The following is a 22604-nucleotide window of genomic DNA, read 5'->3' as shown; positions in this document are numbered from 1 at the left end:
ACGGGGCGCGAGGATTGTCACCATGCAGAAGCAGACCGCCGCGCACCGCGTGCACACCCTGCGCCGCCAGGGCGCGCTGGCCCTGCTGCGGCACGCGCACGCGCACCCCGCCGCGACCAGGGCGGACGCGGCACGGGCGCTGGGCCTCAGCAGCGGCTCGGCCACCGAGATCACCGCCCGGCTCAAGGCGCTGCGGCTCCTGGACGAGACCGTCCCGCCGCAGACCGGCGGGCGCGGCCGCCCCTCGCCCGCCCTCACCGCCCATCCGCGCGGCCCGCTGGTGTGCGCGGTGAGCATCGGGCACGAGCGGTGGCGGACGGCGACGGTCGAACTCGGCGGCCGGGCCGTGGACGGGGACGCGGGACGCAACCCGCCCGGCGGCGCCCCGGCGGTCCTCGGCGTGCTCCGCGCGCGGATCGCGGCGGCCCGCCGCCGGCACGGGCACCGGATCCGCGCCGTGTCGGTCGCCGTGGCGGGCACGCTGCGCGGCACCACGATCGTGCAGGCGTCCGGCCTGAACTGGCACGACATCGCCCTCGAACCGCTGCGCGCCGCCCCCGGCACCCCGCTGCTGGCCGGCAACGACGCGTCCATGGCCGGGCTCGCGGAGGCGCGGCGCGGAGCGGCGGCGGGCGCCCGGGTCAGCCTGCACCTCACGGTCGAGGTCGGCGTCGGCGGCATCCTCATCGTGGACGGCCGTCCCGTCGAGGGCGCCACCGGGGCCGGCGGCGAGTTCGGGCACATGCCGTTCGGCGACCCCGGCCTGTCCTGCCCGTGCGGCGCGCGGGGTTGCTGGGACCTGGCCGTGGACGGCCGCGCCATGGCCCGCGCCCTCGGCCGCCCCGAGCCGCGCGACCCCCGTACCGAGGCCGAACGGATCCTGGCCGCCGCCCGCTCCGACCCGGCCGCCCGCGCCGCCGTCGGCGAGGCGGCCCGTGCCCTGGGACGGGGCGCGGGCGCGCTCGTCAACGCCCTCGACCCCGAGCTGGTGACCCTGTCCGGGCTGGCCACCGGCCTGGTCGCGACCGCGCCGGACGAACTGGACGAGGGCTACACGGCGGCGCTGATGCGGTTCCGCCGCGCCGGCCCGCCGCCGCTGGTGCCCTCGGCGCTCGGCCCCGCCAGCCCGCTCACGGGCGCGGCCGAGGCGGCCTTCGACGCCGTCCTGTCCGACGGCGGCTTCCAGTCCTGGAGCGACGAGACCGAGAGTTGAGCCGGCGCTGACCCCTGCGGCGGAGGCACGCGCGGTCAGCCTTCGTGGCGCCCGGAGCCCTCGGTCTGGACGGCGGCGGAGGCTTCGGCGAGCGCGCGGGTGACGGTCTCGGTGACGTGCTCGATCGCCGCGACGCCCGCGCCCATCGAGGACTGGCGGTCGGACAGCACCGCGATCAGGTACTCGTGGCCGCCGTCCCGGACGTGCCCGACGGAGTTGACCGTCCACGCGCCGCCGTCGGCCTCCCGCGGCAGCCAGCCGTTCTTCAGCGCGCAGTCGCCGCCCTCCCCGGCGGCGGCGCTCACCCCCCACGCCTGCTCCTCCACCACGTCCTCCATCAGGCCGCGGAGGTAGCGGCGGTGCTCGCCGGTGAGCGGGCCGCCGGAGGAGGTGAGCGCGGCCATGAGGCGGACCTGGTCGGACGCGCTGGTCGTGGTCGCGCCCCAGGCCGTGCCGGGACCGGGCTCGGTGCGGCGCAGGCCCAGCTTCTTCACGGCCCGGGCCAGCCCGGGACCGCCGCCGATCCCGTGCCACAGCGCGGTGGCCGCGTCGTTGTCGCTCACCGTGATCGCCCGCTCGGCCAGCGCCCGTTCCGCGGCGGTCAGGGCGCGGTCCTGGCGCTGGGCCTTCAGCAGCAGCGCGGCGACGATCGCGACCTTGACGACGCTGGCCGTGCCGGGCCGGTGCTCGGGGTTGTAGGAGTACGACAGCCCGGTCGCCAGGTCGCGCACCGCCACCGACAGCCGTCCCGGACGGCCGTCCAGGTACCGGTCGAGCGCGCGGGTCAGCTCCTCGCGCCGCTCCCCGTCGAACGAGGGCGACGCCGGGGACGGGCCGGGAACGGGGGTGCGCGAGGTCGTCATGGGAATCGGAACAATACGGGTACGGGCCGCGAAGTCCTCATCATGCATCATCAGGGACACCAGGGGCGCCGCCAGGAGCAGCGCGCACCCCATCGAGATGATCGCGTACAGGACGCGCGGCCCTCGCGGCGGCTCCGCCCACCGGGGCGTCCACGGACTCATGGCCCGGGAGTCTCGCCGCACGGGTGTTACCACCGTGTTAGCCCTCGTGGACGCCCGCCGCCGCGCCACGGCGTCCGCACCACGGGCGGGAATGCGCCGGGCATGCCCGCCCCCAGCGGCGGGCCCGCCGCACCGCGCCTGTGCCGCGCCCCGGTCATCACGGCACAAAACCGCGGAGACCAACGCCCAAACGCAGCGGCGATGACCACGCGGCCAGTCAACAGAAAAGGCCCCATAATTGCCGACCGCGGACGCAGGCATGGCCCACTTTTGCCGCCGGCCGCTCTTTTCCTTGCCGCATTCGGGTAGGACCTTTCAAACGTCGGGATTCCCGGCGGCCGGTGCGGCGCCGGGGGCCGCGCCGACGCGTGATCGGAGGGGGAAGTGCAGGGTGAGGAGAGGCCGGCGCCGGCCGGAGCGGCGCTCGACGCCCTGGTGGCCGGGCTGTGCGCCGACTTCGCCGATGCGCCCGTCGAGCGTGAGACCGTGCGCCGCTGCGTCGAGGACCTGTGGAGCTGCTGCGTGCACCTCGGCATCCGGCCGGAGGCGGAGACGATCGCGGGCCTGGCGCTCTCCCGGCTGGACGGAATCGTCAAGGGAACGCGTTCCAAAGGCCCTCCTCCGACCCCTCGCCGCGCCCGTGTCCATGACGCGGACGCCGCCCCCGCAGCCCTGTCCGCAGCGAGCAGAGAAATGACCGATGAAAAAGACAGCAGTGCCAGGACTGCGCACGGGGAACGCCCGAGGATTCACCGTGCTCGCGCTGCCACCGGAGACCGGATGGCACAACTACTCGGCGATCCGGGAGGCGGTGTCCGAGGCGCTGACCACGCCGTCGGTGCGGGGCCGCGCCGGGCTGGTCGTCGACTTCGGTGACACCGTGCTGCTGGACGCCGCCGGGCTGGTCCTGCTGGCCCGTACCCAGACCCGGGCGAACCTGCTCGGCCGCGAACTGAGGGTGGTGGCGCCGCCGACCGCGCTGCGCACCCGGCACGCCCTGGAGGTCACCGGCCTGGCCGGGATCGTTGAGGTCCACCCCGACCTCATGTCCGCCACCTCCGCACCGCCGCAGAAGGCGCCGCGCCGCCGTCCCGCGACGGGGGCCGCCGCGCACGTGCACGGGTCCGCCGGTACGGGGATCGGCGGCGCCGGCCGCGTGCTGGACGCGATCCGGGCCCTGTACCCCGACGACACCCGGCTGACGACCTACCTCCCGGACGCGGACTTAACGCTCACGGCGGCGGAGTCCGACGACGCCCACGTCCTGGTCGAGGTGGGCGGCGTCCTCGACGACGTCACGGTGAGCCGGCTGGGCGAGACGCTGACGGCGATGATCGAGAAGAACGTCCACCACCTGCGAGTGCGGATGCACGACCGGATCCGGGTGCGGTGCGACCCCTTCCCCGTCCTGCTGGGGATCCGCTGGCGGGCCTGCGCCGAGGGCGGCTGCCTGTCGCTGGTGAACCCGCCGCCGCGGCTGCGGCAGATCGTCGACAGGGAGGGGCTGCGGTCGGCCTTCCAGTCGTGCGGGCTGCTGGCCGCCACCGCGGCGCCGGCCCTGAGCCCGGTCCCCTGAGCAGGCGTCGGGGCGTCCCGGCCGGGTAGGGGCGGGACGGGGGAGGCGACCGGGATGGACACGGAGAGCGCCCCGGGGCGCGAGCGGATGCTCACCGGGCTGCTCCGCGCCGCCCGGCTGGCCACGCTGGAGCAGCTCCCGAAACTGGTGAACGCGCACGCCGCCGCCGTCGGGCTGACCGACGTGCAGATCTACGTCTCCGACCTCCAGGACGAGGTGCTGTGCCTGCTGACCGGGCGCGGGTACGACGCGGGCCGCGGGGCCGGCGACCGGCCCGCCGAACTGCAGGTCGAGGGCACCGTGGCGGGCCGCGCGTTCCAGCTCGGCCAGATCACGCCCGCCGCCCCGGCCGCGCCCGGCGGTGCCGGCGAGTACTGGATGCCGCTCCTGAACGGCGCCGAACGGCTCGGCGTCCTGCGCGTCACCGCGCTCCCCGGCCCCGGCGGCGGTGAGCCGGCCCGGAACATGCGGGACCTCGCGGACATGGTGGCGCTGCTGGTGGTGAGCAAGCGGGGGGTCAGCGACGCCTACGCGCGGCTGGTGCGGCGCCGCCAGATGAACGTGCCGGCCGAGATGCAGTGGCGCCTGATCCCGCCCACGACGTTCGCCACCGACCGCCTGGTGATCGGGGCCGTGATCGAGCCGGCCTACGAGGTGAGCGGCGACGCCTTCGACTACGGCTTCACCGGCGACATCGTCCACATGGGCGTCTTCGACGCGATGGGGCACGACGCCGCCGCCGGGCTGACCGCCAACCTCGCGGTCGCCGCCGGGCGCAACCACCGCCGCCAGAGCGAGGGGCTGGCCGGCACCGCCGCCCGGATCGAGGAGGTGCTGTACGCCCGGTTCCACGGGGACCGGTTCGCCACCGGCCTCCTCGCGGAACTGGACTGCGGCACCGGGCTGCTCGGCTGGATCAGCCGCGGCCACCATCCACCGGTGATCATCCGTTCCGGCCGGACGGTGATCCTGCTGGAGTGCCCCGACCCGGCGCCGCCGATGGGCATGGGCCTGGAGGCGGACCCGCTGCTGTGCCGGGAGCAGCTGGAGCCCGGCGACCGGCTGCTCCTCTACACCGACGGCATCACCGAGGCCCGCGGCAGCGAGGGCCGCGAGTTCGGGCTGGACCGTTTCACCGATTTCCTGATCCGGCACCACGCCGACGGGCTGCCCGTCCAGGAAACGCTGCGCCGCCTCATCCGGCACCATCTGGACTACCACGGAGGGTGGCTCAACGACGACGCCACCGTGCTGCTCCTGGAATGGCACGGTCCCACGCCCTATCCCGAGGAGCGGGCCGGGGCACTCGCCGGGCGACCCTGATCTTTCCCGGCAGAACCGACATTGGCGTCGCACGTCCGAAAGTGGACGCCGAACGGCCTGAGCAGGCAAAAAGGGTTGACCGTGGAAATGATTGCCGCTGCACTGGTGATGCTCAAAGCGGGCCTTAGCCGGGGCATATCAAAGCAGTTATAGATCGTTTTAACTCCCTCGTTTTCCGGGCCTGCCGTTTCCGCATCAACGCGCACGTTCCACGCGTGCGCGACAAATGATCGTGGTCTTCGCCGACTGGGGGACGAGGGATGAGCGACTGGCGGCTGGACGGGTTCACCGAACTCGGGGTGCTCGGCACCGGGGCGCAGGGCAGGGTCGTGCTGGCCCGCCGCGGCGGCACCGGACCCGTTGTCGCGATCAAGTACGTGACCGGGCGGACGACCCGCGTCCCGACCCGGGACGAGGCGCTGCTCATGGCCTCGGTCGACGACGCCCACGTGGCCCGCCTCTACGAGCTCGTCGAGGGGCCCGAGGGCGTCGCGCTCGTGATGGAGGCGGTCGAGGGCGTCTCGCTGGAGCGGCTGCTGCGCGAACACGGGCGGCCGCTGGAACCCGAGGCCGCGCTGGTCGTGCTCAAGGGCTCGCTGCTCGGCCTCGCCGCCGCGCACCGGGCGGGCGTGGTGCACCGCGACTACAAGCCGGCCAACGTCGTCGTCCAGGCCGACGGCGCCAGCAAGCTGATCGACTTCGGGATCGCGACCCCGGCCGGGCGGGGCGCGCTGACCGGCACGCCCGCCTACATGGCGCCCGAGCAGTGGAGCGGCGAGCCCGCGGGCCCGCCCACCGACGTGTACGCGGCCACCTGCGTCTTCTTCGAGTGCGTGACCGGGCGCCCGCCGTACGGCGGCGACGGCCCCATGGCCGTGATGGCCCGGCACGCCACCGCGCCCGTCCCGGTGGAGGCCGTCCCCGAGGGGCTGCGCGACCTGGTGGCGCACGGCATGGCCAAGGACGCCGCGCTGCGCCCGGCGGAGGCGGCGGAGTTCGTCCGGGAGCTGGAGGCGGCCGCGGCCGAGGAGTACGGGGAGGACTGGGAGCGCCGCGGCGTCCTCCTGCTGGGGTCCGCCGCGGCCGCGCTGGCCGCGCTCTTCCCGTTCGCCGTCGCCACCGGCACGGTCGGAACGGCGGCGGGCGGATCCGCCGGCGGCGGCGGCAGCAGCGTCGCGAGCAGCATGGTCGGGCAGAGCACCGTCGGCGGACGCGCCGCGGGCCGCGCCGGGCGGCACGCGGGCAGGATCGGCCGCACGCAGGTGCTCACGACCGTGGTGGTCGCGTCCGTGGCGGTCATCGCCATGGCCACCGTCGCCCTCGTCCTGCGCACCATGGGAGACGAGACCAAGAGCCCGGTCACGCTCACCACGCCGTCCGCGTCCCCGACGGCGCCCGCCCCGCCGTCGGGGACGCCCTCACCCGGACCGTCCTCACCGGCCCCGACCTCGCCGGCGCCGTCCACGCCGCCGGACGATCCCACCCCGGAAACGGACGGCACCTCGCCACCGCCGCAGGACGGGCGCCTGCCCGGCGGGGTGACGCCCATCCCGGTCGTGTCCACGCGCCCGCCGCCGCCCCCTGCCTGCCCGCCCGTGACACGGCCCGCCGTCTCGTTCGGCACGGTGAGCGTGGGCGAGACGGCCCGCCAGACCATCCCGGTCACCTGGAACCGCTGCCTCGACGCGTCCGGCATCCGCGTCGAGGGCGCCAGGGCGTTCCGGCGGACGGCGACCACCTGCCCGCCCGCGTCCGGCACGTCCTGCACCATCACCGTCGCCTACAGCCCGACGGCGGCGGTGACCGGCGCCACCGGCACCCTGATCGTCCCGGGCCGGAACGGCAGGCCCGCCGTGACCGTCCCGCTGCGCGCCACCGCCGTGTCCTCCGACTGCTTCCCCTACACCTCCGCCCGCGACCTCGGCGCCGCGCCCGTCGGCCGCACCGTGTCGCAGGACTTCACCTACCCGTGGCGGGACTGCGACGCCGAGGGGCAGATGACCGTCGTCGGCGGAGGCGGGCAGTTCGCGGTGACGATGACCTCCTGCCCGCCCCCGGGCGGCGCCGGAGACTGCGGCTTCACCGTGCGGTTCACGCCGCGCGCCGCCGGCCGCCAGACCGCCACGATGGTGATCCCCAGCGACACGGGCGGCAGGGCCGTGAGCATCACCCTGACCGGCACCGGGACGGGCGACGACGGCGAAGGCGAGGGTGACGGCGGTGAGGGGCAGGGCACCGAGACCGAGGGGGCCGCGCCCGCGACCAAACCGTCGACCCCCGGGAAGGGCGCGCCCCCGTCGTCGCCCGACCCCACGCCGTCGCCCACGCCGTCCCCGTCCCCGTCCCCGTCGCCATCGCCGTCACCGGAGCCCGTGACGTCCAAGCCCGACCCCGAGCCGTCCACCGCGGCCCCTGAGCCGGCCCTCGAATCGGCTCCGCAGGCCAAGGCGACCCCGGCCGGAGACTGAGGAACACCACCGGATGGACGAACAGGAGCTGCCCCCTGAGGTGCTGCCTCTCGGCCCGGACGACCCCGCGTCGATCGGGCCGTACGAGGTGCTCGGCTTCCTCGGCGAGGGCGGCATGGGCCGGGTGTTCTTCGGCCGCGCCCCCGACGGCCGGCTCGTCGCGATCAAGGTCGTGCGCGCCGAGCTGGCCGCCGACCAGCCGTTCCGGGCCCGGTTCCGCCGGGAGGCGGCCAGCGCCCTGCGAGTGCCCCGGTACTGCACGGCCGAGGTCCTGGCCGCCGACCCGGACGCCGCCGAGCCGTACCTGGTCACCGAGTACATCGACGGCCCCACGCTGGAGCGGACGGTCCGCGCGGGCGGGCCGCTGCGCGGCGCGGACCTGGAGCAGCTCGCCGTCAGCATGGCCGTGGCCCTCGCCGGGATCCACTCCGCCGGGATCGTCCACCGCGACCTCAAGCCCGCCAACGTGCTGCTGTCCCGGACCGGCCCGCGCGTGATCGACTTCGGCATCGCCGGCGCGGCGGGCGCCACCCGGGTCACCGAGGACGGCAAGATCCTCGGCACGCCCGCCTACATGGCCCCCGAGCAGCTCCGCGCCGACCCGGGCCCTGCCTCGGACGTGTTCGCGTGGGGCGGGGTGATGGTGTTCGCCGCCACCGGCCATCGCCCCTTCGGCGGGTCCACCCTGCCCGCGGTGGCCGCCGCCATCACCTACGACGAGCCCGACCTCACCGGCCTCCCGGAATCCCTGCGCGCCGTCGTGGCCAGGGCACTGGCCAAGTCGCCGCGCGCCCGCCCGGCCCCGTCCGGTCTCCTGGAACTGCTCGGGGTCACCCCCACCCACCCCATGCGGACCATGACCGACGCCCCGGACATCGGCGATCCGTCGGAAGGCCTTCCCGAGGGGTGGGCGCGCTACGTCCCGCCCCCGCCCAGAAAACGGCCACGGCGCCGCGCCTGGAGCCGCGCGCTGTCCCTTCTCACGATCCTCCTGAGCGTCGTCGCCATCGCCGCCGTGGTCGGATGGGCTCTGCAGCGGGACCGTCAGGCCGAATTCCTGGTGACCGACGTGAACGCGCGCACCGACGGCCGGAAAGCGGGCTGCGGCGCCACGGTCGACGTCATCGGAACGATCACCACGAACGGCGCGGGCGGGCAGATCTTCTACCAATGGAAACGCAGCGACCGCAAGAATCCCGACCCGCCCCTCCAGCACGACATGGAAAACGGCCGGGAACGCGCGACCGTCCACCTCCGGTGGGAAATCAACGGGACCGGCAAGCGCACTTTCACCGCGACGCTGACCGTCCTGAACAATCCCGCGCTCCAGGACTCGGCCACGTTCGAATACTCCTGCCGCGAATGAGCCCGGGGCCGTGGGATGTGATCATGGCGGCATGTCGACCGTCAAGGACGCGGAGGGCGGCCCGGTACGGCCGGAGCGGCGGATCGCCGAGCTCGACGCCCTGCGGGGCTTCGCACTGTGCGGGATCATCTTCATCAACATCCCCCAGACCCTGGAGATGTTCGACGACGCCGGGCAACTGCCCGGCGTGCTCAGGGTGTTCTTCTTCGGGCGCTTCTACCCGATCTTCTTCCTGCTGTTCGGCATCGGCTTCGGGCTCTTCCTGCGGTCGGCCCGGCGGAACGGGCTGCGGCCGCGCGTGCTGCTGCTGCGCCGGTTCGCGGCGCTGGGATTCGTGGGCGTCCTGCTGCACCTGCTGCAACCCGGCGAGGTGCTGCTTCCGTTCGCCGTCACCGGCGTGCTGGTGCTGCTGCCGCTCAGCTACGTGGAGGGCTGGGCGGTGCTGGCGCACGGGTCCGTGCTGACGGCCGCCGGCGTGTTCGTGGGGGCCGGCGGGATCGCACTGCTGCCGGGGCTGTTCGCGCTCGGGTTCGTGCTCGCCGAACTGGACGTCCCCGCGACGCTGCGGCGGCGCACGGGACAGCTCCTCGCGCTCGGCGCCGGGGCGGCCGTCACGGGCGCTCTCGCCTGGTGGCTGACCGTGCTGGACCTGCCCGACGCGGCGCGGCTCCGGCTCGGCATGCTGATCCCGCTGTCCATGGCCGCGGGCTACATGGTGCTGTTCCTGCTGGCGCTGCGCACCCCCGCCGGGCCCGCCCTGTCGCGGACGCTGGCCCCGCTGGGCCGCATGACGCTGACCAACTACGTCACCGCCGCGCTGCTGTTCGTACCGATCGGCGGTGCCCTCGGCCTGCGCCACTCAACGGAATGGGGCCTCGCGGCCCTCCTCGGATTCGGCATCCTGGCGGTTCAAGCGGTCTTCAGCCATCTGTGGCTGGGGACGTTCCGCCACGGCCCGCTGGAATGGGCGTGGCGGTGCGTCACCTACTGGCGGCGGCTCCCGATCAGCCGCTAGATCCAGCCCTCCTCCCAGGCCCGGTGCGCCGCCGCGTGACGCGACGAGGCACCGAGCTTGGCCATGGCCGCCGACAGGTAGTTGCGGACCGTCCCGGGCGCCAGCCCGACCTCGGCCGCGATCTCCCCGACCGAGGCCCCCGTCCTGGACGCCCGCAGGACCTGCAGCTCCCGGTCGGTCAGCGGGCAGTCGTCCTCGGTCAGCGCGGACGCGGCGATCTCGGGGTCCACGTACCGGCGGCCCGCCGCCACATTCCGGATGATCTCCGCCAGCCGGGTCGCGGACGTCGTCTTCGGGACGAACCCGCGCACCCCCGCCGCCAGCGCCCGCCGCAGCACCCCCGGCCGCGCGTGCCGCGTGACCAGCACGATCCGGGTGGGCAGCCCGTCCAGGATCTCCTCGGCGGCGCGCAACCCGTCGGCCGGCGGCATCTCCAGGTCGAGCACGGCGATGTCGGGCCGGTGCAGCCGCGCCAGCCGCACCGCCTCGTCCGACGTGGACGCCTCCGCGACCACGGTGAGGTCCTCCTCCAGCGCCAGCAGCGCCGCCAGCGCGCTCCGCAGAAGATCCTCGTCATCGGCGATCAGCAACCGGATCATTCGCCGCCCTCCGCGGGAAGTGTCGCCTCGACCAGGAAACGGCCGCCGTCGTGCCGCCAGGTCAGCTCGCCCGCGGCCGCGTCCAGGCGCCCGGCCAGGGTGCGCAGCCCGGTGCCGCCGTCCGCCGCGTCCGGCCGGGACGCGCCGTCGTTGACCACCCGCAGCCGCGCCACCCCGCCCCCCACCCGGTAGCCGATCTCGGCGCTCCGAGCCTGGCTGTGCCGCAGCACGTTGGTGGTGGCCTCCCGCATCACCAGCCCCAGCAGATGCCGGGTGGACGCGGGAAGGGGGTCGGCGGGGCCGAGATCCATCCGGGCGTCGATGCCGGCCGCGGCCAGGACCTTGGCGGCGTTGGCGATCTCGTCGTCCAGCGTCGTACGCCGGTAGCCCTGCACCACGGCGCGGGTGTCGCGGAGCGCGTCGGCGGCCAGGCGCCGCACCTCCTCCATCTCCGCGGCGGCCCGCTCAGGATCGGCCCGTACGAGCCGCGCCGCCAGCTCGCTCTTGAGCGCGATCACCTGGAGGTGGTGGCCCTGGATGTCATGCAGGTCCGCGGCGAACCGCAGCCGCTCGTCCTTCACCGCCAGCTCCGCCGACAGACCCGCGGTGTCCCAGGCCCACAGCGGCCCGAGCATCGTCCAGACGGTGAACGCGACCAGGCCGGGCGGGAACAGCCACGCGTAGAGCGGCCCGCCGTCCAGCACCACCAGGGCGCCGCCGGGCAGCGGCGCGACGGCCAGCGCGACGCCGACCAGCACCAGCCGGGCCCGCGTGCCCAGGAACGTCGCGGTGATCGCCACCATCATCGCCGGCGCCACCGCCCACAGCCCGTACTCCCCATAGGCCAGCAGGACGGCCCCGAGCACGAGCGCCGCGACCACCCCGCCGACCAGCCACGCCCGGGACAGCGGCAGGAGCGCCAGCCGCCTGCCGAGCAGCACCACGACCGCGGGCACCGCCACCGCCAGCGCCACCGCCCCGACGGCACGCGCCCAGACGGACAACCCTGGATCCAGGAGCCAGTCCCCGGTGAACAGGATCAGCAGCGCGGCAGTGGTGCCCGGCACCGCCCACCACGTGTAGCGGCGCAGACCCGCCAGCCCCGTCCCACGATCCGGCACACCGCCATTCTCGCAGCAGCCACGACCATGACATCCGTCACGCCACCACGTGACCCCCGCACGCCCGCACATGCGGATCCGGCACTACCGGCGGCCGTCCCCGTTCCGCACCCTGGAACCGAACGATACCCCGCCACCGTATACAGGAGGACAGCGATGCGGATTCGGACCGAGACCCGGCACTTCTTTCGCCACTACCTCGAGATGGTCGCCGCCATGTTCGTCGGCATGGCCGTCCTGGGCGGGGCCGTGCGGCTCGCGGGCGTAAACCTCTCGGCCGCGCGCCACCCGGAACTGGTATCCCTGGAGATGGCCTTCGACATGGCGGTCGCCATGATCGTCTGGATGCGCTACCGCGGCCACCGCTGGACGCCCACCCTGGAGATGGCCGGGGCGATGTTCGTCCCCGCGCTCGCCCTGTTCCCACTGCTCTGGACGGGCGTCATCACCGCCGGCTCGCTGCTCATGATCGAGCACGTGGTGATGCTCCCCCTGATGTACGCCCTCATGCTGCTCCGCCGCGAGGAGTACTCCCACTAGGGCCGTACGCCCACCTGGTCCGGAACGACCGTGGGCAGGGCGCGCAGCCACCCGTCCAGATCGTCGGGCCACCAGCGGCCGGCGGTCAGGTGCGACAGGACGTCTCGTACGGCCGCCGCGGTCGCGTGCGCCGGCACGACCCGTGCGGGCGCCGCCCCGGCCAGCACGCCCAGCCACCAGTGACGCCGCGTCTCCGGCATCTCCTCGGGATCGAGCACCACGTAGTAGTCCGGGAGCACGGCCCGCTGCGAGCGCAGCTCGGCCAGGGCCGCCTCGATCGCCACTTCGAGCCCGCCCGGTGCCGCAGCCTGGTCGAAGTACTCCACCCACGCGTCCCCGACCGCGGCCAGCGGATCGCCGTCGTGCACCACGTACGTGGCCGAGGAATGCGCGACCTGTTCGGTCACCCCGGCGGCCCCGCGTTCACCGGCCACCACGGCCCGCACGTTGTGCAGGCCGCCCAGACCGGCCACGACCCGTTCCGCGCCCGCCCCCGCCACCGCGACCACCGTGCTGCTGACACGCCGCATGGGCCGGAGTCTACGACCCGGCCGCCCGTCAGTTGATGGTGAGCCCGCCGTGCACGTCCCTGACCTGGATGGACTTGTCGGCCGACCCGTTGAACACGATGCTGACGCCGTCGTCGGCCACCGTCGTCTCGGACCGCGTCTGCGAGAGGCGGTTGTGGACCTCGGTGCGGAACCGGGGGTCCTCCTCCATCGCGCGCAGGCGCGCCTCCTCGAGGTCGTCGGCGAACCCCGGGTCCTCCTCCATCACACGGCGCAGGACCTCGGCCAGCCTGGCGATCCGGGCGTCGTCGCCGGGGTCGGCGATGGCGCCGCTCAGCGCCTCCTCGTCGTCGGGCCGGCCACGGAACCGGCCGCGCACCTTCCGGCCGAGCGCGAGGATGCCGTCCTTGACGGGCTGGCCGGTGAGCTCGACCGCCTTGCCGGCCGCCGCCGCGGCGATCGCCAGGGTCAACGGGTCTGCCATCGATCACTCCGAACGTGAGGGGCCGGCGGCCGCGGCGCGGTGGGGATCACCGCCTCCGCCGCGAGGGCTGGAGGCCCGCTCGGCGGTACGGCCGTGGATTCATCGAATGCCCGGCACCGCGCCGACGGCACGGCCCCGGGTACCACGTACTCCTATAGCCCCCTCACCTAGAGGCCGCCACACTGGCGCGGTGAACGGCATCAGAACGCAATCTTCCAGGTAAAGGGACATGCTCGGCAATTGGAACAAACAACAGGGATCGGAAACGCGCCGCATCCGGTAGATATCCGCGAATGGGTGACGAACCGTCTTCCCGGGGGATCTCCGCCCTCGCCCTCGGAAACGCGGCGTGCTGCGGAACTTCTTCGGCTATCCTCCTTTCTGTCTCGAGGCCGTGGGTTGTTGTCATTGCGGTCTTCGGCATCATCGAGGGTGCGCCAACATCCATTCCGCGTACGGGTGCGCTCGAATCTCTGATGTGTCGGCCGACCCTGAGCAGTCCATTCGCATTTCCGCCGTCCGCTGCCGGCGTCCAGAGGTGAGGGCGGCGAGATGATCTCCGGCACCCTTCTGGGGTCGTATCTGTTGATCAAGAACTGGGGGCCGTGCCCCGCGCCCGTGCCCGCCCTCGCGCCCCCATGCGAGGTCGACGCGCCGCCGGCGGCAATGCGCATATGGATCACCGTGCACCGCCTGCGACAGAGTGCCATGCCTTATCACCTTGGGTGACTTTGGTAATGACTACATTTTACTCGAATGTGTTCAGTGTTGCATGATGGTGCGGAGTGGAGTCGGGTGCGGGCATTCGGGTGTCTTTTCGGTCGAGCCGGCGCTGCCGAAACGAGTGATGGGACGGACGGTGGAGTCGTTCAACGACGGAAGAGTCAGGGGGCCCTGGAGTAACGAGCTGACCGGCTTGATAGCGGGATCGGCCGTCCAGGCCAGGAACATCGAGGGCGGCATCCACATCTCGGCCCCGGACAGGGGGCTGCCGCCGGCTCCCGCGCAGCTACCGCCGCCCGGACTCTTCGCCGACCGCCGCGCCGAGCTGGAGGAACTCCGGCGGCTGAGCCATCGGGCCGGAGGCGCCGGGGACGGCGGCCTGGTCGTGATCGCGGGGCCGGGCGGCGTCGGCAAGACAACGCTGGCCCTGCACTGGCTGCACCAGGTCAAGGCCGGCTACGAAGGGCAGCTGTTCGTCGACATGCGAGGGTTCTCCGGGGGCGAGCCGCTGCCGCCCACCGAACCTTTGGAACGTTTTCTGCGGGCGCTGGGCGCGAGCGCCGACGGCATTCCCCCCGAGATCGACGAGCAGGCGGCGCTGTTCCGCTCCGTGACCACCGGGCGGCGACTGATCATCATGCTCGACAACGTGGTGTCGGCGGCCCAGGTGCGCCCCCTGCTGCCCGGCGCCGGGCCCGCACTCGTCGTGGTGACGACCAGGCGGCAGCTGTCGGGGCTGCTGGTGGACGGCGCCCGCTTCCTGGACCTCCACCCGCTGGGAGTGCCGGGTGCGCTGGAGCTGCTGGGCCACATCATCGGCCCGGAGCGCATCGGGGCCGAACGCGAGCAGGCCCGCTCCCTGGTGCGGCTGTGCGGCCTGCTGCCGCTGGCGGTCTGCGCGTCCGGGGCGCGACTGGCCGCACGCCGGCGCTGGCCGATCGCCCGCGTGGTCGACGAGCTCGGTGACGAGGCGCGTCGGCTCGACCAACTGCGCACCGGTGAAGGGGACACGGAGGAAGGGGACATGTCGGTGATGGCAGTGTTCAACGCCTCCTACCGGGCACTCAACGAGGCGCACGCGCGCGCCTACCGCTTGCTGGGCACCCATCCCGGGCCACACTTCGACATCGAGGCCGCCGCGGCCCTGCTGGGCGGCGAACACGACCGCACCGTCGAGCTGCTGGACGGCCTGGTCGACGTCAGCCTTCTGGCGGAGGAGTCGACCGACCGGTACCGGTTCCACGATCTGGTACGGCTCCACGCGCGCGCCAAGGCCGAGGAACTGGACTCGGACGGCGAACGGAACGCCGCGTTCGCGCGCCTCGCGGACTGGTACCTGCGGACGGCAGTGGCGGCCGATCTTCTCCTCCTCCCCGGCCGCTGGCGCCTCGGCGTCCACTACCAGGCTGAACACCGAGCCGGTAGTGAAGACCAGGGGAGATTCACCGAGCGTTCGCAGGCCCTGGCATGGCTGGAGCGCGAGCAGCCCAACCTCGTGGCCGTGGCCCAGCAGGCGCATGCCCTGGAGGCGCACACCCTGGCGTGGGAGATCTGCGAGGCGATGTGGTCGTTGCTCCTGCACCGCAGGTACTACCAGGTGTGGATCCAGGTGCATCAACTCGGCCTGGCGGCAGCCGAAGCCTGCGCCGATCTCCCGGCCCGCGCCCGGATGCTGGAAGGGTTGGGCATGGCCCACCACAACCTGCGGGACTACTCCGCCGCGCGGGAGCATTTCCAGGCGGCGCTCGACCTGGAGCGGCGCGCCGGCCATCGGATCGGTGAGGCCTCCGCACTCGAGGGCCTCGGCCTCGCTGAGCAGGCCGCCGGTGCCGATGCGCGCGCACTCGAACTGTTCACCCTGGCGCGGGACCTGCACGCCGAACTCGGCCGTCCGCGAGGGGTCGCGCTCATGCGGCGCCACATCGGTCAGACGCTCAGCGTGCTCGGCCGGCACGCCGAGGCGATCGACAGCCTTGACCACGCGCTGCGTTACTTCACCGGCACCGACGAGCTGTACCACCAAGCCCGCACACTCGGTTGCCTTGGGCGAGCCCGCCTACGGGCGGACGAGCCCGCCGACGCCGCCACGACCCTCAGGGAGGCCCTGGTGGCGGCGCGCCGGGCCGGGGCGCGGCAGGAAGAGGCGAACGTCCTGCACGCCCTGGCCGACGTGGCGGTACGGCATAGCGACCGGGAGACCGAACGCCTCCTTCTGCAGAAGGCGTTGGACATCTACACCGCGCTCGACGCACCGCAGTCCCGCGAGGTCGAGGCCAGGCTCGCCGAGCTTCCCGCTATCCCACCCGGGCATGAGCGTCCCGACGATCCTCCCCATCCTTCTCGGGGATGACCCGTACGGCTGCCGGCGCCGCCGCACACCCGTAGGTTACGGTCAGCCGCGCCGCGGTGAGCGCTTCCGGCGGCCATCCCGCGGTGATCCAGGCGTGGATCGCCGACACATACGACAGCACGTGCTCCTCGAGGCACGACGCGGGCCGAACGGGAACGAGCCGAGCCCGCCAGCCGGACGCGGTGGCCACTACGGCGTGGCCACGCCCGTCCGGGGTCAGGGCCATGACGAGGCAGCCCGGGAAGCGGCCGCGGAGGTCGTCCACGACACCCGGCGCCGGTTCCCGGTTGCTGTACCGGCGAACGATCACATCCGCGCACGACAGCCACGCCGGCGAACGCTCGCTGGTGCCGGCCACGAGATGCTCGTCCACGAAGGGACGCCCCTCCGGCACGACCGGGAGCCGCTCGTCCGGCAGTGCGGCGGGTCGGCGGCGAAGCTCGACGAGCATCCCCGATCCCTGTCCCGCGTCCACCCGCAGACGCTCCGCTCCCCGAACGCGGAGCACATCGCGCCGGCGGCACACGTCCCGAATCCTCACCAGCGAGGTGTCCCCGCCCATCAGGCCGCCTCGCTGCCGTCGTGCGCGATCGGCCGCGGCATCGGCACCGGGACCACCTCAGGCGGGTCCTGCCGGTCCGGCAGCCGCATGAGCCGATACATCTCCCGGCGGATGAGTCCGGCCGCCTCACCGGGTCTGGAGCTGAGATCCAGCCGGAAATCGGCATACCTGTCGGCGGAGAAGGCGTGTACGGCGTCGTCGAGCTGCGGGCGCAGCGGACGGTTCCAATCGACCCGCGCGGCGATCGTGCCGAGCCTGGCGGTGTGCGACCCGGGCGCCACGCTGTCCTCGGGGAAGGCGCCGAGGAGCACCGGAACGCCGAGCGCGGCGCCATAACTGGTCACGGAGCCGTGGTCACCGATGATCCGGTCGGCGGCGACGAGGGCCGCCCGCCATCCTTCCTCAGGAGGAAGAAGCCGCACCCCCAGCCGCATGCTGTCCGCGTACCAGGATGTGACCTGCCGTTTTCCGTACCAGGCCCAGACATGGGGATGCAGGGCGGCGACGATTCTGTACCCGTCCCGCGGCAGTTCGGCCGCGACGCGCAGGAGCAGGTCGGGATGCCGGCCCAGCAGCGAGTCCGTGTCCCAGGTGGAGCTCACGAAGACGAGCTGCTGAGTGCCGTCCACGCCCAGGGCGCGGCGGTACGCGTCCCGCCGGGGAAGGCTCGCCAGCAGCCTGTCCAGGCACGGATCTCCCGCGACGAAGCTCACCGGCAGCGCCTCGGGACATTCCCTTTCCAGCATGGCCTGGTGCCGCTCATGCGCCATGGCGACCGACGAGGGGACTACGCGTCCGGCGACGACGAGCCGTTCACGAATGAGACCGGTGACGGGACGAGAAGCAGTGGGACCGAACCCCTCGGCTCGGTGAAGGAGCTTGCCCGGACCCGAACCGTGCGGCACGGTCATGACCGGCGCGTGCAGTTTCTCCAGCATGCCGTGGCTCGCGGCGACGGCCAGGTCGAAGCTGGAGCGAATCGCCTGCGGCCAGGGCAGGACCACCCCTCCGAGCCCTTGGAGGAATTCCGTCAGCCCACCGGTGAAGATGGACGCCGGCGCCGCTGTGTACGCGACGACGACCCGCCGGTCGCTTTCCAGCAATGGCAGAATGTCCGCCAACCGCGTCGCCGCCGTGAGATGGTGGGCGACGGCGAGGACTTTGCGTTGGACGGGAACAGTTGATCCCTTGGACGCGTTCAGGTCGAACGGTCCAGGTATCCACTCGTCCGCGGAACAGTGCACTTCAGCCTCCTTGGCAGGTCGCTGCCGCTTCGGACGGCGCTCGGACGCGAAATGCCGGTGAGATCGCCGCGGTCGCGGCGGCTCCGTTCCATCCGAGCGTTGCCGGACCACGCTCCCGACCGTCGAACAGCGGGGGCCGCTCAGAGCCGTGGATGATCGCGAAGCCCTGGGCGGCCCACCGGTTCGGGCCTGTCCGATGCGGACTTCGGAGCCATTCGAAGCTGACATCCCCGTCGACCAACCCCCGTGTGCCGTGCGGGTGCCCCGTGCCCTTACCACGGGGCGAATGATCCGCCACGGAATCGAGCGTCGGTGAAGTGCCTTGACGAAATCTTGCAGTATCCCTGACTGTGTCGGTAACGATGTCCGATGATGGTCAGGTGACCGGCGTGGGCGATTCTGGCCACAGCGGTCTGGTGATGCAAGGATCTACCAAAGAGGAGATTTCCGCAAAGGGGCGCTGATGATATTCCGCGTCATGGGCCCCGTTGAGCTGTGGATCGACGGTCAGCGGCGTGACCTGGGAACGGCCAAGGAGCGCCGCGTCCTCGTGGCTCTGCTGCTCACCCCCCGGCAGCCCGTGCCCGTGCAGACCCTGATCCGTTGTGTCTGGGACGAGGATCCGCCGGCCAAACCACGGCAGAGCCTCTACTCGTACGTCACGCGGCTGCGGAACCGCCTCGAGGGTGTCGAGGGCATCCGGTTGCGGTCCCGGCAGGGCAGTTACATGCTGGACGTCGAGGACGAGGCGGTCGATCTGCACCGTTTCCGCCGGCTGCGGGACCAGGCTCGCGCCATCGCCGGGAGCGGTGATGACGAGTACGCCCTGGAGCGCTACCGCGAGGCGGCCGAGCTCTGGAGAGCCGCTCCACTGGCCGATCTCTCCGGTGACTGGGTGGCACGGACGCGGCGGAGCCTGGAAGAGGAATTGCTGGCCGCCACGTTTGAACGGATCGACATCGAACTGCGCCGCGGCCACCACGCCGATATCGTGACGGAGCTGTCGGACCTCGTCGAAAGCCATCCGTTCGACGAGCGGCCGGTCGAGCGCCTGATGATGGCGCTGTTCCGCGGCGGACGGCAGGCGGAGGCGCTGAACGTCTACCGGCGTACGCGGGATCATCTGGCGAGCGAGTTGGGCACCGACGCCGGACCGCGGCTCCAGGAACTCCAGCGGCGGATCCTGCGTAACGACGCGGCGCTGGCGCGCGTTCCCGGCCAGCAGCCCGTGCTCGATCGCCGCCCGAACAACCTGCCCCATGACGTGCACGCCTTCACCGGTCGCGACGAGGAGCTCAGGCAGCTGCTGGAGGCGGTGCCCGCCGGAGACGACCCGTGGCCGTCGGGAGCCGCGGTCATGATCGCCATCGACGGGATGCCCGGGGTCGGCAAGTCCGCACTCGCCGTCCATCTCGCGCACCGGCTGTCCGGGCGATTCCCGGACGGGCGCGTCTACCTCGATCTGCACGCGCACGACCCCGGGCAGAAGCCGCTGGACCCCGCTGGCGCGCTCGACATCCTGCTGCGCGTGATCGGGGTCCCCGCGGCGCGCATTCCCCGCACTCTGGACGAGCGCGCCGCCCTGTGGCGGTCGCAACTCACGGGGAGCCGCATGGTCATCGTGCTCGACGACGCCGCCGGGCACGACCAGGTCCGGCCCCTGCTGCCGGCGTCCGCCGGGTGCCTGGTCGTCATCACCAGCCGTCGCCGGCTGACGGGGCTGCACGACGCGCATTCCCTCCCGCTGGACGTGCTGCCCGTCGAGGACGCCGCCAAGCTGTTCTCCCGCATCGCGGGGGCGGGGCGGGTGGCGGACGAACCGACCGAGGTCGCCGCGGTGGTGAGGCACTGCGGGCGCCTGCCGCTCGCGGTGGGGATCGCGGCCAGCCGGCTCCGGCACCGCCGTGCCTGGGCCGTCGCCGACCTGCTCGTGCGGCTCGGTTCGGACGACCGCCGCCTGGAGGAGTTGCGGAACGAGGGCAGCGAGATCGCATTGGTGTTCGAGGTCTCCTACCGGGGGCTCGGGCCGCCGCTACGCGAGGCGTTCCGGCGTCTCGGCCTGCACCCTGGGCCCGAGCTGACCGCGTACGTCGCGGCCGCCGCCCTGGGCCGCTCGGTGAGGGAGGCCGAGCGGGTCCTCGAGGAACTGCTGGACCGGCATCTGATCAGCGAACCTGCGCGGGGCCGCTACCGCTTCCACGATCTCGTGCATGACTACGCCCGGAGCCTGGCACGGCAGAACGATTCCAGCGATGAGCGCCGCCTCACCGGTCACCGGATCCAGGACTTCTACCTCGCGGCCGCGGACCAGGCTGACCGGATTCTCTCGCCCCAACGGCGGCGGCGCCGCATCCGCCTGCTGTATGCACCTCCGGAGCTGCCTCCATTGCGCGCGTCGGCGCAGGCCGAGGAATGGTTCTCCGCCGAGCTCGACAGCCTGTTGAACGCGTCCAGGGACGCCCCGCCGGACCATGTGGCCCAGCTCGCCCAGGTGCTCGCCACGTATCTGGAAACCCAGGGCCACTGGGAGTTGGCGGCGGACGTTCACGAACGTGCCGTCTCCGCCTGTGATCAGCTGGGCGACCTGATGGGAAAGGCCGGTGCGCTCAACGGCCTCAGCCGCATTCGGCTCCGTAGTACGGAGTATGACGGCGCGCTGGGCGCCGCGGAGGATGCCTTGGGCATCTACAGGTCGCATGGTGAACGGCATGGGGAAGCCGAAGTCCTCGACCATGTCAGTCTTATTCATTGGCATCAATCCCGCTTTGCTGAGGCGCTGGCTCCCTGTGAGGAGGCGCTTGAGATACGCCGTTCGCTGGGGGACCTCCGCGGCGTGGCGAGAAGTCTCGATCACGCGGCAATTTTCTTGGAGTACACCGGCCACTACGCGAAAGCCGAACGTCTGCGAGAAGACGCTCTTGCGATCTTCGCCGAGATCGACGACCTTCCCGGACGTACGATGGCGTTCAACAACATGGGAGACCTGGCCCTGCGCATGGGGCGGGTGAACGCGGCGGCGCGTTTCTATCAGGACACCGCCGCGGCGGTCGCGAAGTTGGGCCGCCAGTACCAGGCGATCTGGCTCAGTAACATGGCGAATGTTCATCTGCATGCCGGCGACAACGAGGCGGCCCTTGAGGGGTACCGCAAGGCGCTTGCGGTATTCGTGGAGATCGGTGACCGGCGCAACGAGATCGAGGCCCTGCTCGGAATCGGAAGGGCATTCCAGGGCGCCGGGCGTTATGGCGAGGCCCTCATTCACCACCAGAAGGCGCACACCATCGCCCGCTTCGTGAACGGGCGCTACGAAGAGACGATGGCGTTGCGGCAGATGGGCGAGGCGCTCACGGGCGCCGGACGCGGGCCGGACGCGGTCGACTGCTTTCGGCGGGCGTATGACCTGGCCGATCGGATCGGCGTGCCGTACGAGACCGCCAAGGCGCTCGAAGGGATGGGGACGGCCTTGCTGACCTTGGAGGGCAGGGAGGCGGCCCGGCGATGCTGGCGTCAAGCCCTGGCCATTCTAGAATCCTCTGGCCTCCCGGAGGAACAGGCCGTCAAATCGTACCTACGGCAGACAGGCGGCGCCACCGGAACGGGTAGCGATATTCACCCATCGGACCCCGCATCCGGTCGCGGCAAGTGACTGTTTGGTAATTTCCCTATCAATCAAAGTATCATGCGCGATCGTCTCCCGAGGGCCGGCGCCGCCTGTATGATCGTCATGTCGGGAATCTCCCGATATCAACTATCGAAAGGACATGGATGTTGGCGCGCCTGGGAGTCGTCTTTGCCGCTACTACGGCCATCGTTGTAGTAACGGCGGGGGCGGCGAACGCGATCATCATGTGGTGATCGTATGGGGAGAAGCGGGGTGGTAGCATTCGCCCCGCTTCTCCGCAGTGTCGAGATCCGGCTTCCTCCGGCAATGCCTCCGTGCATATCGCATTGCGCGTTCGACGTCCGGTCGAAAAATACGCCATGTTAGCAGGCTCCGGTGATGGCGAGGGCCAGGCTTTCAACACAAACCCCCGCCTGACTACGCGCATGTTCTCGGGTCGCATTGGCTGGCGCGCAGCTCATTCCACCGGTGTGTCTGGAGAGCCCCAGTTGCGGGCGGGTCCTGCTGGTCTGTCCATCAGTGCGCCCCCTCACGCCCCCGAGGCTGCAACCGCGGCACGCCCCCCGCCTTCACCCGAACCTGGGCCGGGCGTATCCAGCTCTCCTTGGCCAAGAAGGCTGCGGACCGGCCGCAGGGAACACCTCTGGCGTCCACGTGCACCGCATCGGGTTCCGGCGAGGGCCGCCATCCGCGTCCGACGACAACATCCGCCTGTCCGCTCAACTCTCCCGCGCTCAGGGAAGCGGTCTCCGCTCGCAACGCGCGGACTGCCCCACCGGGAGCCAAGATCGCCGCCGAGTTCGGCGGTCTTCAGCGACGGCGGACGGCCACTTGAAAGCCGGACCCGTCATGGCGCCGCCGATC

The 22604-nt window shown here is 72.3% G+C and carries 16 protein-coding genes; 9 read left to right on the top strand and 7 right to left on the bottom strand.

Annotation, left to right across the window (positions count from 1 at the left end; translation table 11 throughout):
* Positions 1 to 22 precede the first annotated feature (22 nt).
* A complete protein-coding gene (locus tag ACZ466_RS14800) occupies positions 23 to 1213 on the top strand; it encodes an ROK family protein (protein WP_378284668.1) in 1191 nt (396 codons plus the stop codon).
* Between the two features lie 35 nt (positions 1214 to 1248).
* Here the strand turns inward: ACZ466_RS14800 and ACZ466_RS14795 are convergent, their stop codons facing one another.
* Positions 1249 to 2238 carry a serine hydrolase gene (locus ACZ466_RS14795; protein WP_378284667.1) on the bottom strand — a complete coding sequence of 330 codons (990 nt, stop codon included), beginning with the start codon at positions 2236 to 2238 and terminating at the stop codon, positions 1249 to 1251.
* A gap of 754 nt (positions 2239 to 2992) precedes the next feature.
* On the opposite strand from ACZ466_RS14795, the gene ACZ466_RS14790 reads away from it, so the two are divergent.
* The 5 genes from ACZ466_RS14790 to ACZ466_RS14770 all read left to right on the top strand — a co-directional run bounded on the left by ACZ466_RS14790 (position 2993) and on the right by ACZ466_RS14770 (position 9986).
* Entirely contained in the window at positions 2993 to 3814 is an 822-nt protein-coding gene (locus ACZ466_RS14790) for an STAS domain-containing protein (protein WP_378284686.1), read from the top strand.
* A gap of 54 nt (positions 3815 to 3868) precedes the next feature.
* Positions 3869 to 5137 carry a PP2C family protein-serine/threonine phosphatase gene (locus ACZ466_RS14785; RefSeq protein ID WP_378284666.1) on the top strand — a complete coding sequence of 423 codons (1269 nt, stop codon included), beginning with the start codon at positions 3869 to 3871 and terminating at the stop codon, positions 5135 to 5137.
* 260 nt (positions 5138 to 5397) lie between these two features.
* Positions 5398 to 7605, top strand: a complete 2208-nt coding sequence (locus ACZ466_RS14780; protein WP_378284665.1) for a protein kinase domain-containing protein — start codon at positions 5398 to 5400, stop codon at positions 7603 to 7605.
* 13 nt (positions 7606 to 7618) lie between these two features.
* Positions 7619 to 8971: a serine/threonine-protein kinase gene (locus ACZ466_RS14775; protein ID WP_378284664.1), complete on the top strand. Its 1353-nt coding sequence runs from the start codon at positions 7619 to 7621 to the stop codon at positions 8969 to 8971.
* Between the two features lie 31 nt (positions 8972 to 9002).
* Positions 9003 to 9986, top strand: coding sequence for a DUF418 domain-containing protein (locus ACZ466_RS14770; RefSeq protein ID WP_378284663.1), 984 nt, complete (start codon positions 9003 to 9005; stop codon positions 9984 to 9986).
* Here the strand turns inward: ACZ466_RS14770 and ACZ466_RS14765 are convergent.
* Entirely contained in the window at positions 9983 to 10585 is a 603-nt protein-coding gene (locus tag ACZ466_RS14765) for a response regulator transcription factor (protein WP_378284662.1), read from the bottom strand. The genes ACZ466_RS14770 and ACZ466_RS14765 overlap by 4 nt on opposite strands.
* Positions 10582 to 11706, bottom strand: a complete 1125-nt coding sequence (locus ACZ466_RS14760) for a sensor histidine kinase (protein ID WP_378284660.1) — start codon at positions 11704 to 11706, stop codon at positions 10582 to 10584. The genes ACZ466_RS14765 and ACZ466_RS14760 overlap by 4 nt, the downstream gene beginning before the upstream one ends.
* A 156-nt stretch (positions 11707 to 11862) precedes the next feature.
* Between ACZ466_RS14760 and ACZ466_RS14755 the strand changes: the two genes are divergently transcribed.
* Positions 11863 to 12246 (top strand): hypothetical protein, encoded by a 384-nt coding sequence (locus tag ACZ466_RS14755; protein WP_378284659.1) that lies wholly within the window; start codon positions 11863 to 11865, stop codon positions 12244 to 12246.
* On the opposite strand, the gene ACZ466_RS14750 is transcribed toward ACZ466_RS14755, so the two are convergent.
* Positions 12243 to 12776 (bottom strand): hypothetical protein, encoded by a 534-nt coding sequence (locus ACZ466_RS14750; protein ID WP_378284658.1) that lies wholly within the window; start codon positions 12774 to 12776, stop codon positions 12243 to 12245. The two genes, ACZ466_RS14755 and ACZ466_RS14750, sit on opposite strands and share 4 nt — an antisense overlap.
* A 28-nt stretch (positions 12777 to 12804) precedes the next feature.
* The gene (locus ACZ466_RS14745) at positions 12805 to 13239 is read right to left on the bottom strand and encodes a hypothetical protein (protein WP_378284657.1); all 435 of its coding nucleotides are present in this window, start codon (positions 13237 to 13239) and stop codon (positions 12805 to 12807) included.
* A gap of 847 nt (positions 13240 to 14086) precedes the next feature.
* Here ACZ466_RS14745 and ACZ466_RS14740 point away from each other — a divergent pair.
* On the top strand, positions 14087 to 16312 hold the full coding sequence (locus tag ACZ466_RS14740) for an ATP-binding protein (protein ID WP_378284656.1): 2226 nt from the start codon (positions 14087 to 14089) through the stop codon (positions 16310 to 16312).
* Here ACZ466_RS14740 and ACZ466_RS14735 read toward each other — a convergent pair.
* Positions 16257 to 16874 carry a hypothetical protein gene (locus ACZ466_RS14735; RefSeq protein ID WP_378284655.1) on the bottom strand — a complete coding sequence of 206 codons (618 nt, stop codon included), beginning with the start codon at positions 16872 to 16874 and terminating at the stop codon, positions 16257 to 16259. The two genes, ACZ466_RS14740 and ACZ466_RS14735, sit on opposite strands and share 56 nt — an antisense overlap.
* Positions 16874 to 18118 carry a hypothetical protein gene (locus ACZ466_RS14730; RefSeq protein ID WP_464043676.1) on the bottom strand — a complete coding sequence of 415 codons (1245 nt, stop codon included), beginning with the start codon at positions 18116 to 18118 and terminating at the stop codon, positions 16874 to 16876. Before ACZ466_RS14730 ends, ACZ466_RS14735 begins: the two co-directional genes overlap by 1 nt.
* 478 nt (positions 18119 to 18596) lie before the next feature.
* Between ACZ466_RS14730 and ACZ466_RS14725 the strand changes: the two genes are divergently transcribed.
* Complete coding sequence (locus tag ACZ466_RS14725; protein ID WP_464043675.1) at positions 18597 to 21764, top strand: AfsR/SARP family transcriptional regulator; 3168 nt, start codon at positions 18597 to 18599, stop codon at positions 21762 to 21764.
* Positions 21765 to 22604: the final 840 nt, after the last annotated feature.

Source organism: Actinomadura rugatobispora (assembly GCF_055379765.1).
Note: the sequence above shows the minus strand (reverse complement) of the source record. Positions and strands in the feature narration are given on the sequence as shown.

Coding starts and splice junctions, on each gene's coding strand:
- ACZ466_RS14800 (WP_378284668.1), top strand. CDS start 23: ATGCAGAAGCAGACCGCCGCGCACCGCGTGCACACCCTGCGCCGCCAG.
- ACZ466_RS14795 (WP_378284667.1), bottom strand. CDS start 2,238: ATGAGTCCGTGGACGCCCCGGTGGGCGGAGCCGCCGCGAGGGCCGCGC.
- ACZ466_RS14785 (WP_378284666.1), top strand. CDS start 3,869: ATGGACACGGAGAGCGCCCCGGGGCGCGAGCGGATGCTCACCGGGCTG.
- ACZ466_RS14780 (WP_378284665.1), top strand. CDS start 5,398: ATGAGCGACTGGCGGCTGGACGGGTTCACCGAACTCGGGGTGCTCGGC.
- ACZ466_RS14775 (WP_378284664.1), top strand. CDS start 7,619: ATGGACGAACAGGAGCTGCCCCCTGAGGTGCTGCCTCTCGGCCCGGAC.
- ACZ466_RS14770 (WP_378284663.1), top strand. CDS start 9,003: ATGTCGACCGTCAAGGACGCGGAGGGCGGCCCGGTACGGCCGGAGCGG.
- ACZ466_RS14765 (WP_378284662.1), bottom strand. CDS start 10,585: ATGATCCGGTTGCTGATCGCCGATGACGAGGATCTTCTGCGGAGCGCG.
- ACZ466_RS14755 (WP_378284659.1), top strand. CDS start 11,863: ATGCGGATTCGGACCGAGACCCGGCACTTCTTTCGCCACTACCTCGAG.
- ACZ466_RS14750 (WP_378284658.1), bottom strand. CDS start 12,776: ATGCGGCGTGTCAGCAGCACGGTGGTCGCGGTGGCGGGGGCGGGCGCG.
- ACZ466_RS14745 (WP_378284657.1), bottom strand. CDS start 13,239: ATGGCAGACCCGTTGACCCTGGCGATCGCCGCGGCGGCGGCCGGCAAG.
- ACZ466_RS14740 (WP_378284656.1), top strand. CDS start 14,087: ATGGGACGGACGGTGGAGTCGTTCAACGACGGAAGAGTCAGGGGGCCC.
- ACZ466_RS14735 (WP_378284655.1), bottom strand. CDS start 16,874: ATGGGCGGGGACACCTCGCTGGTGAGGATTCGGGACGTGTGCCGCCGG.
- ACZ466_RS14725 (WP_464043675.1), top strand. CDS start 18,597: ATGGGCCCCGTTGAGCTGTGGATCGACGGTCAGCGGCGTGACCTGGGA.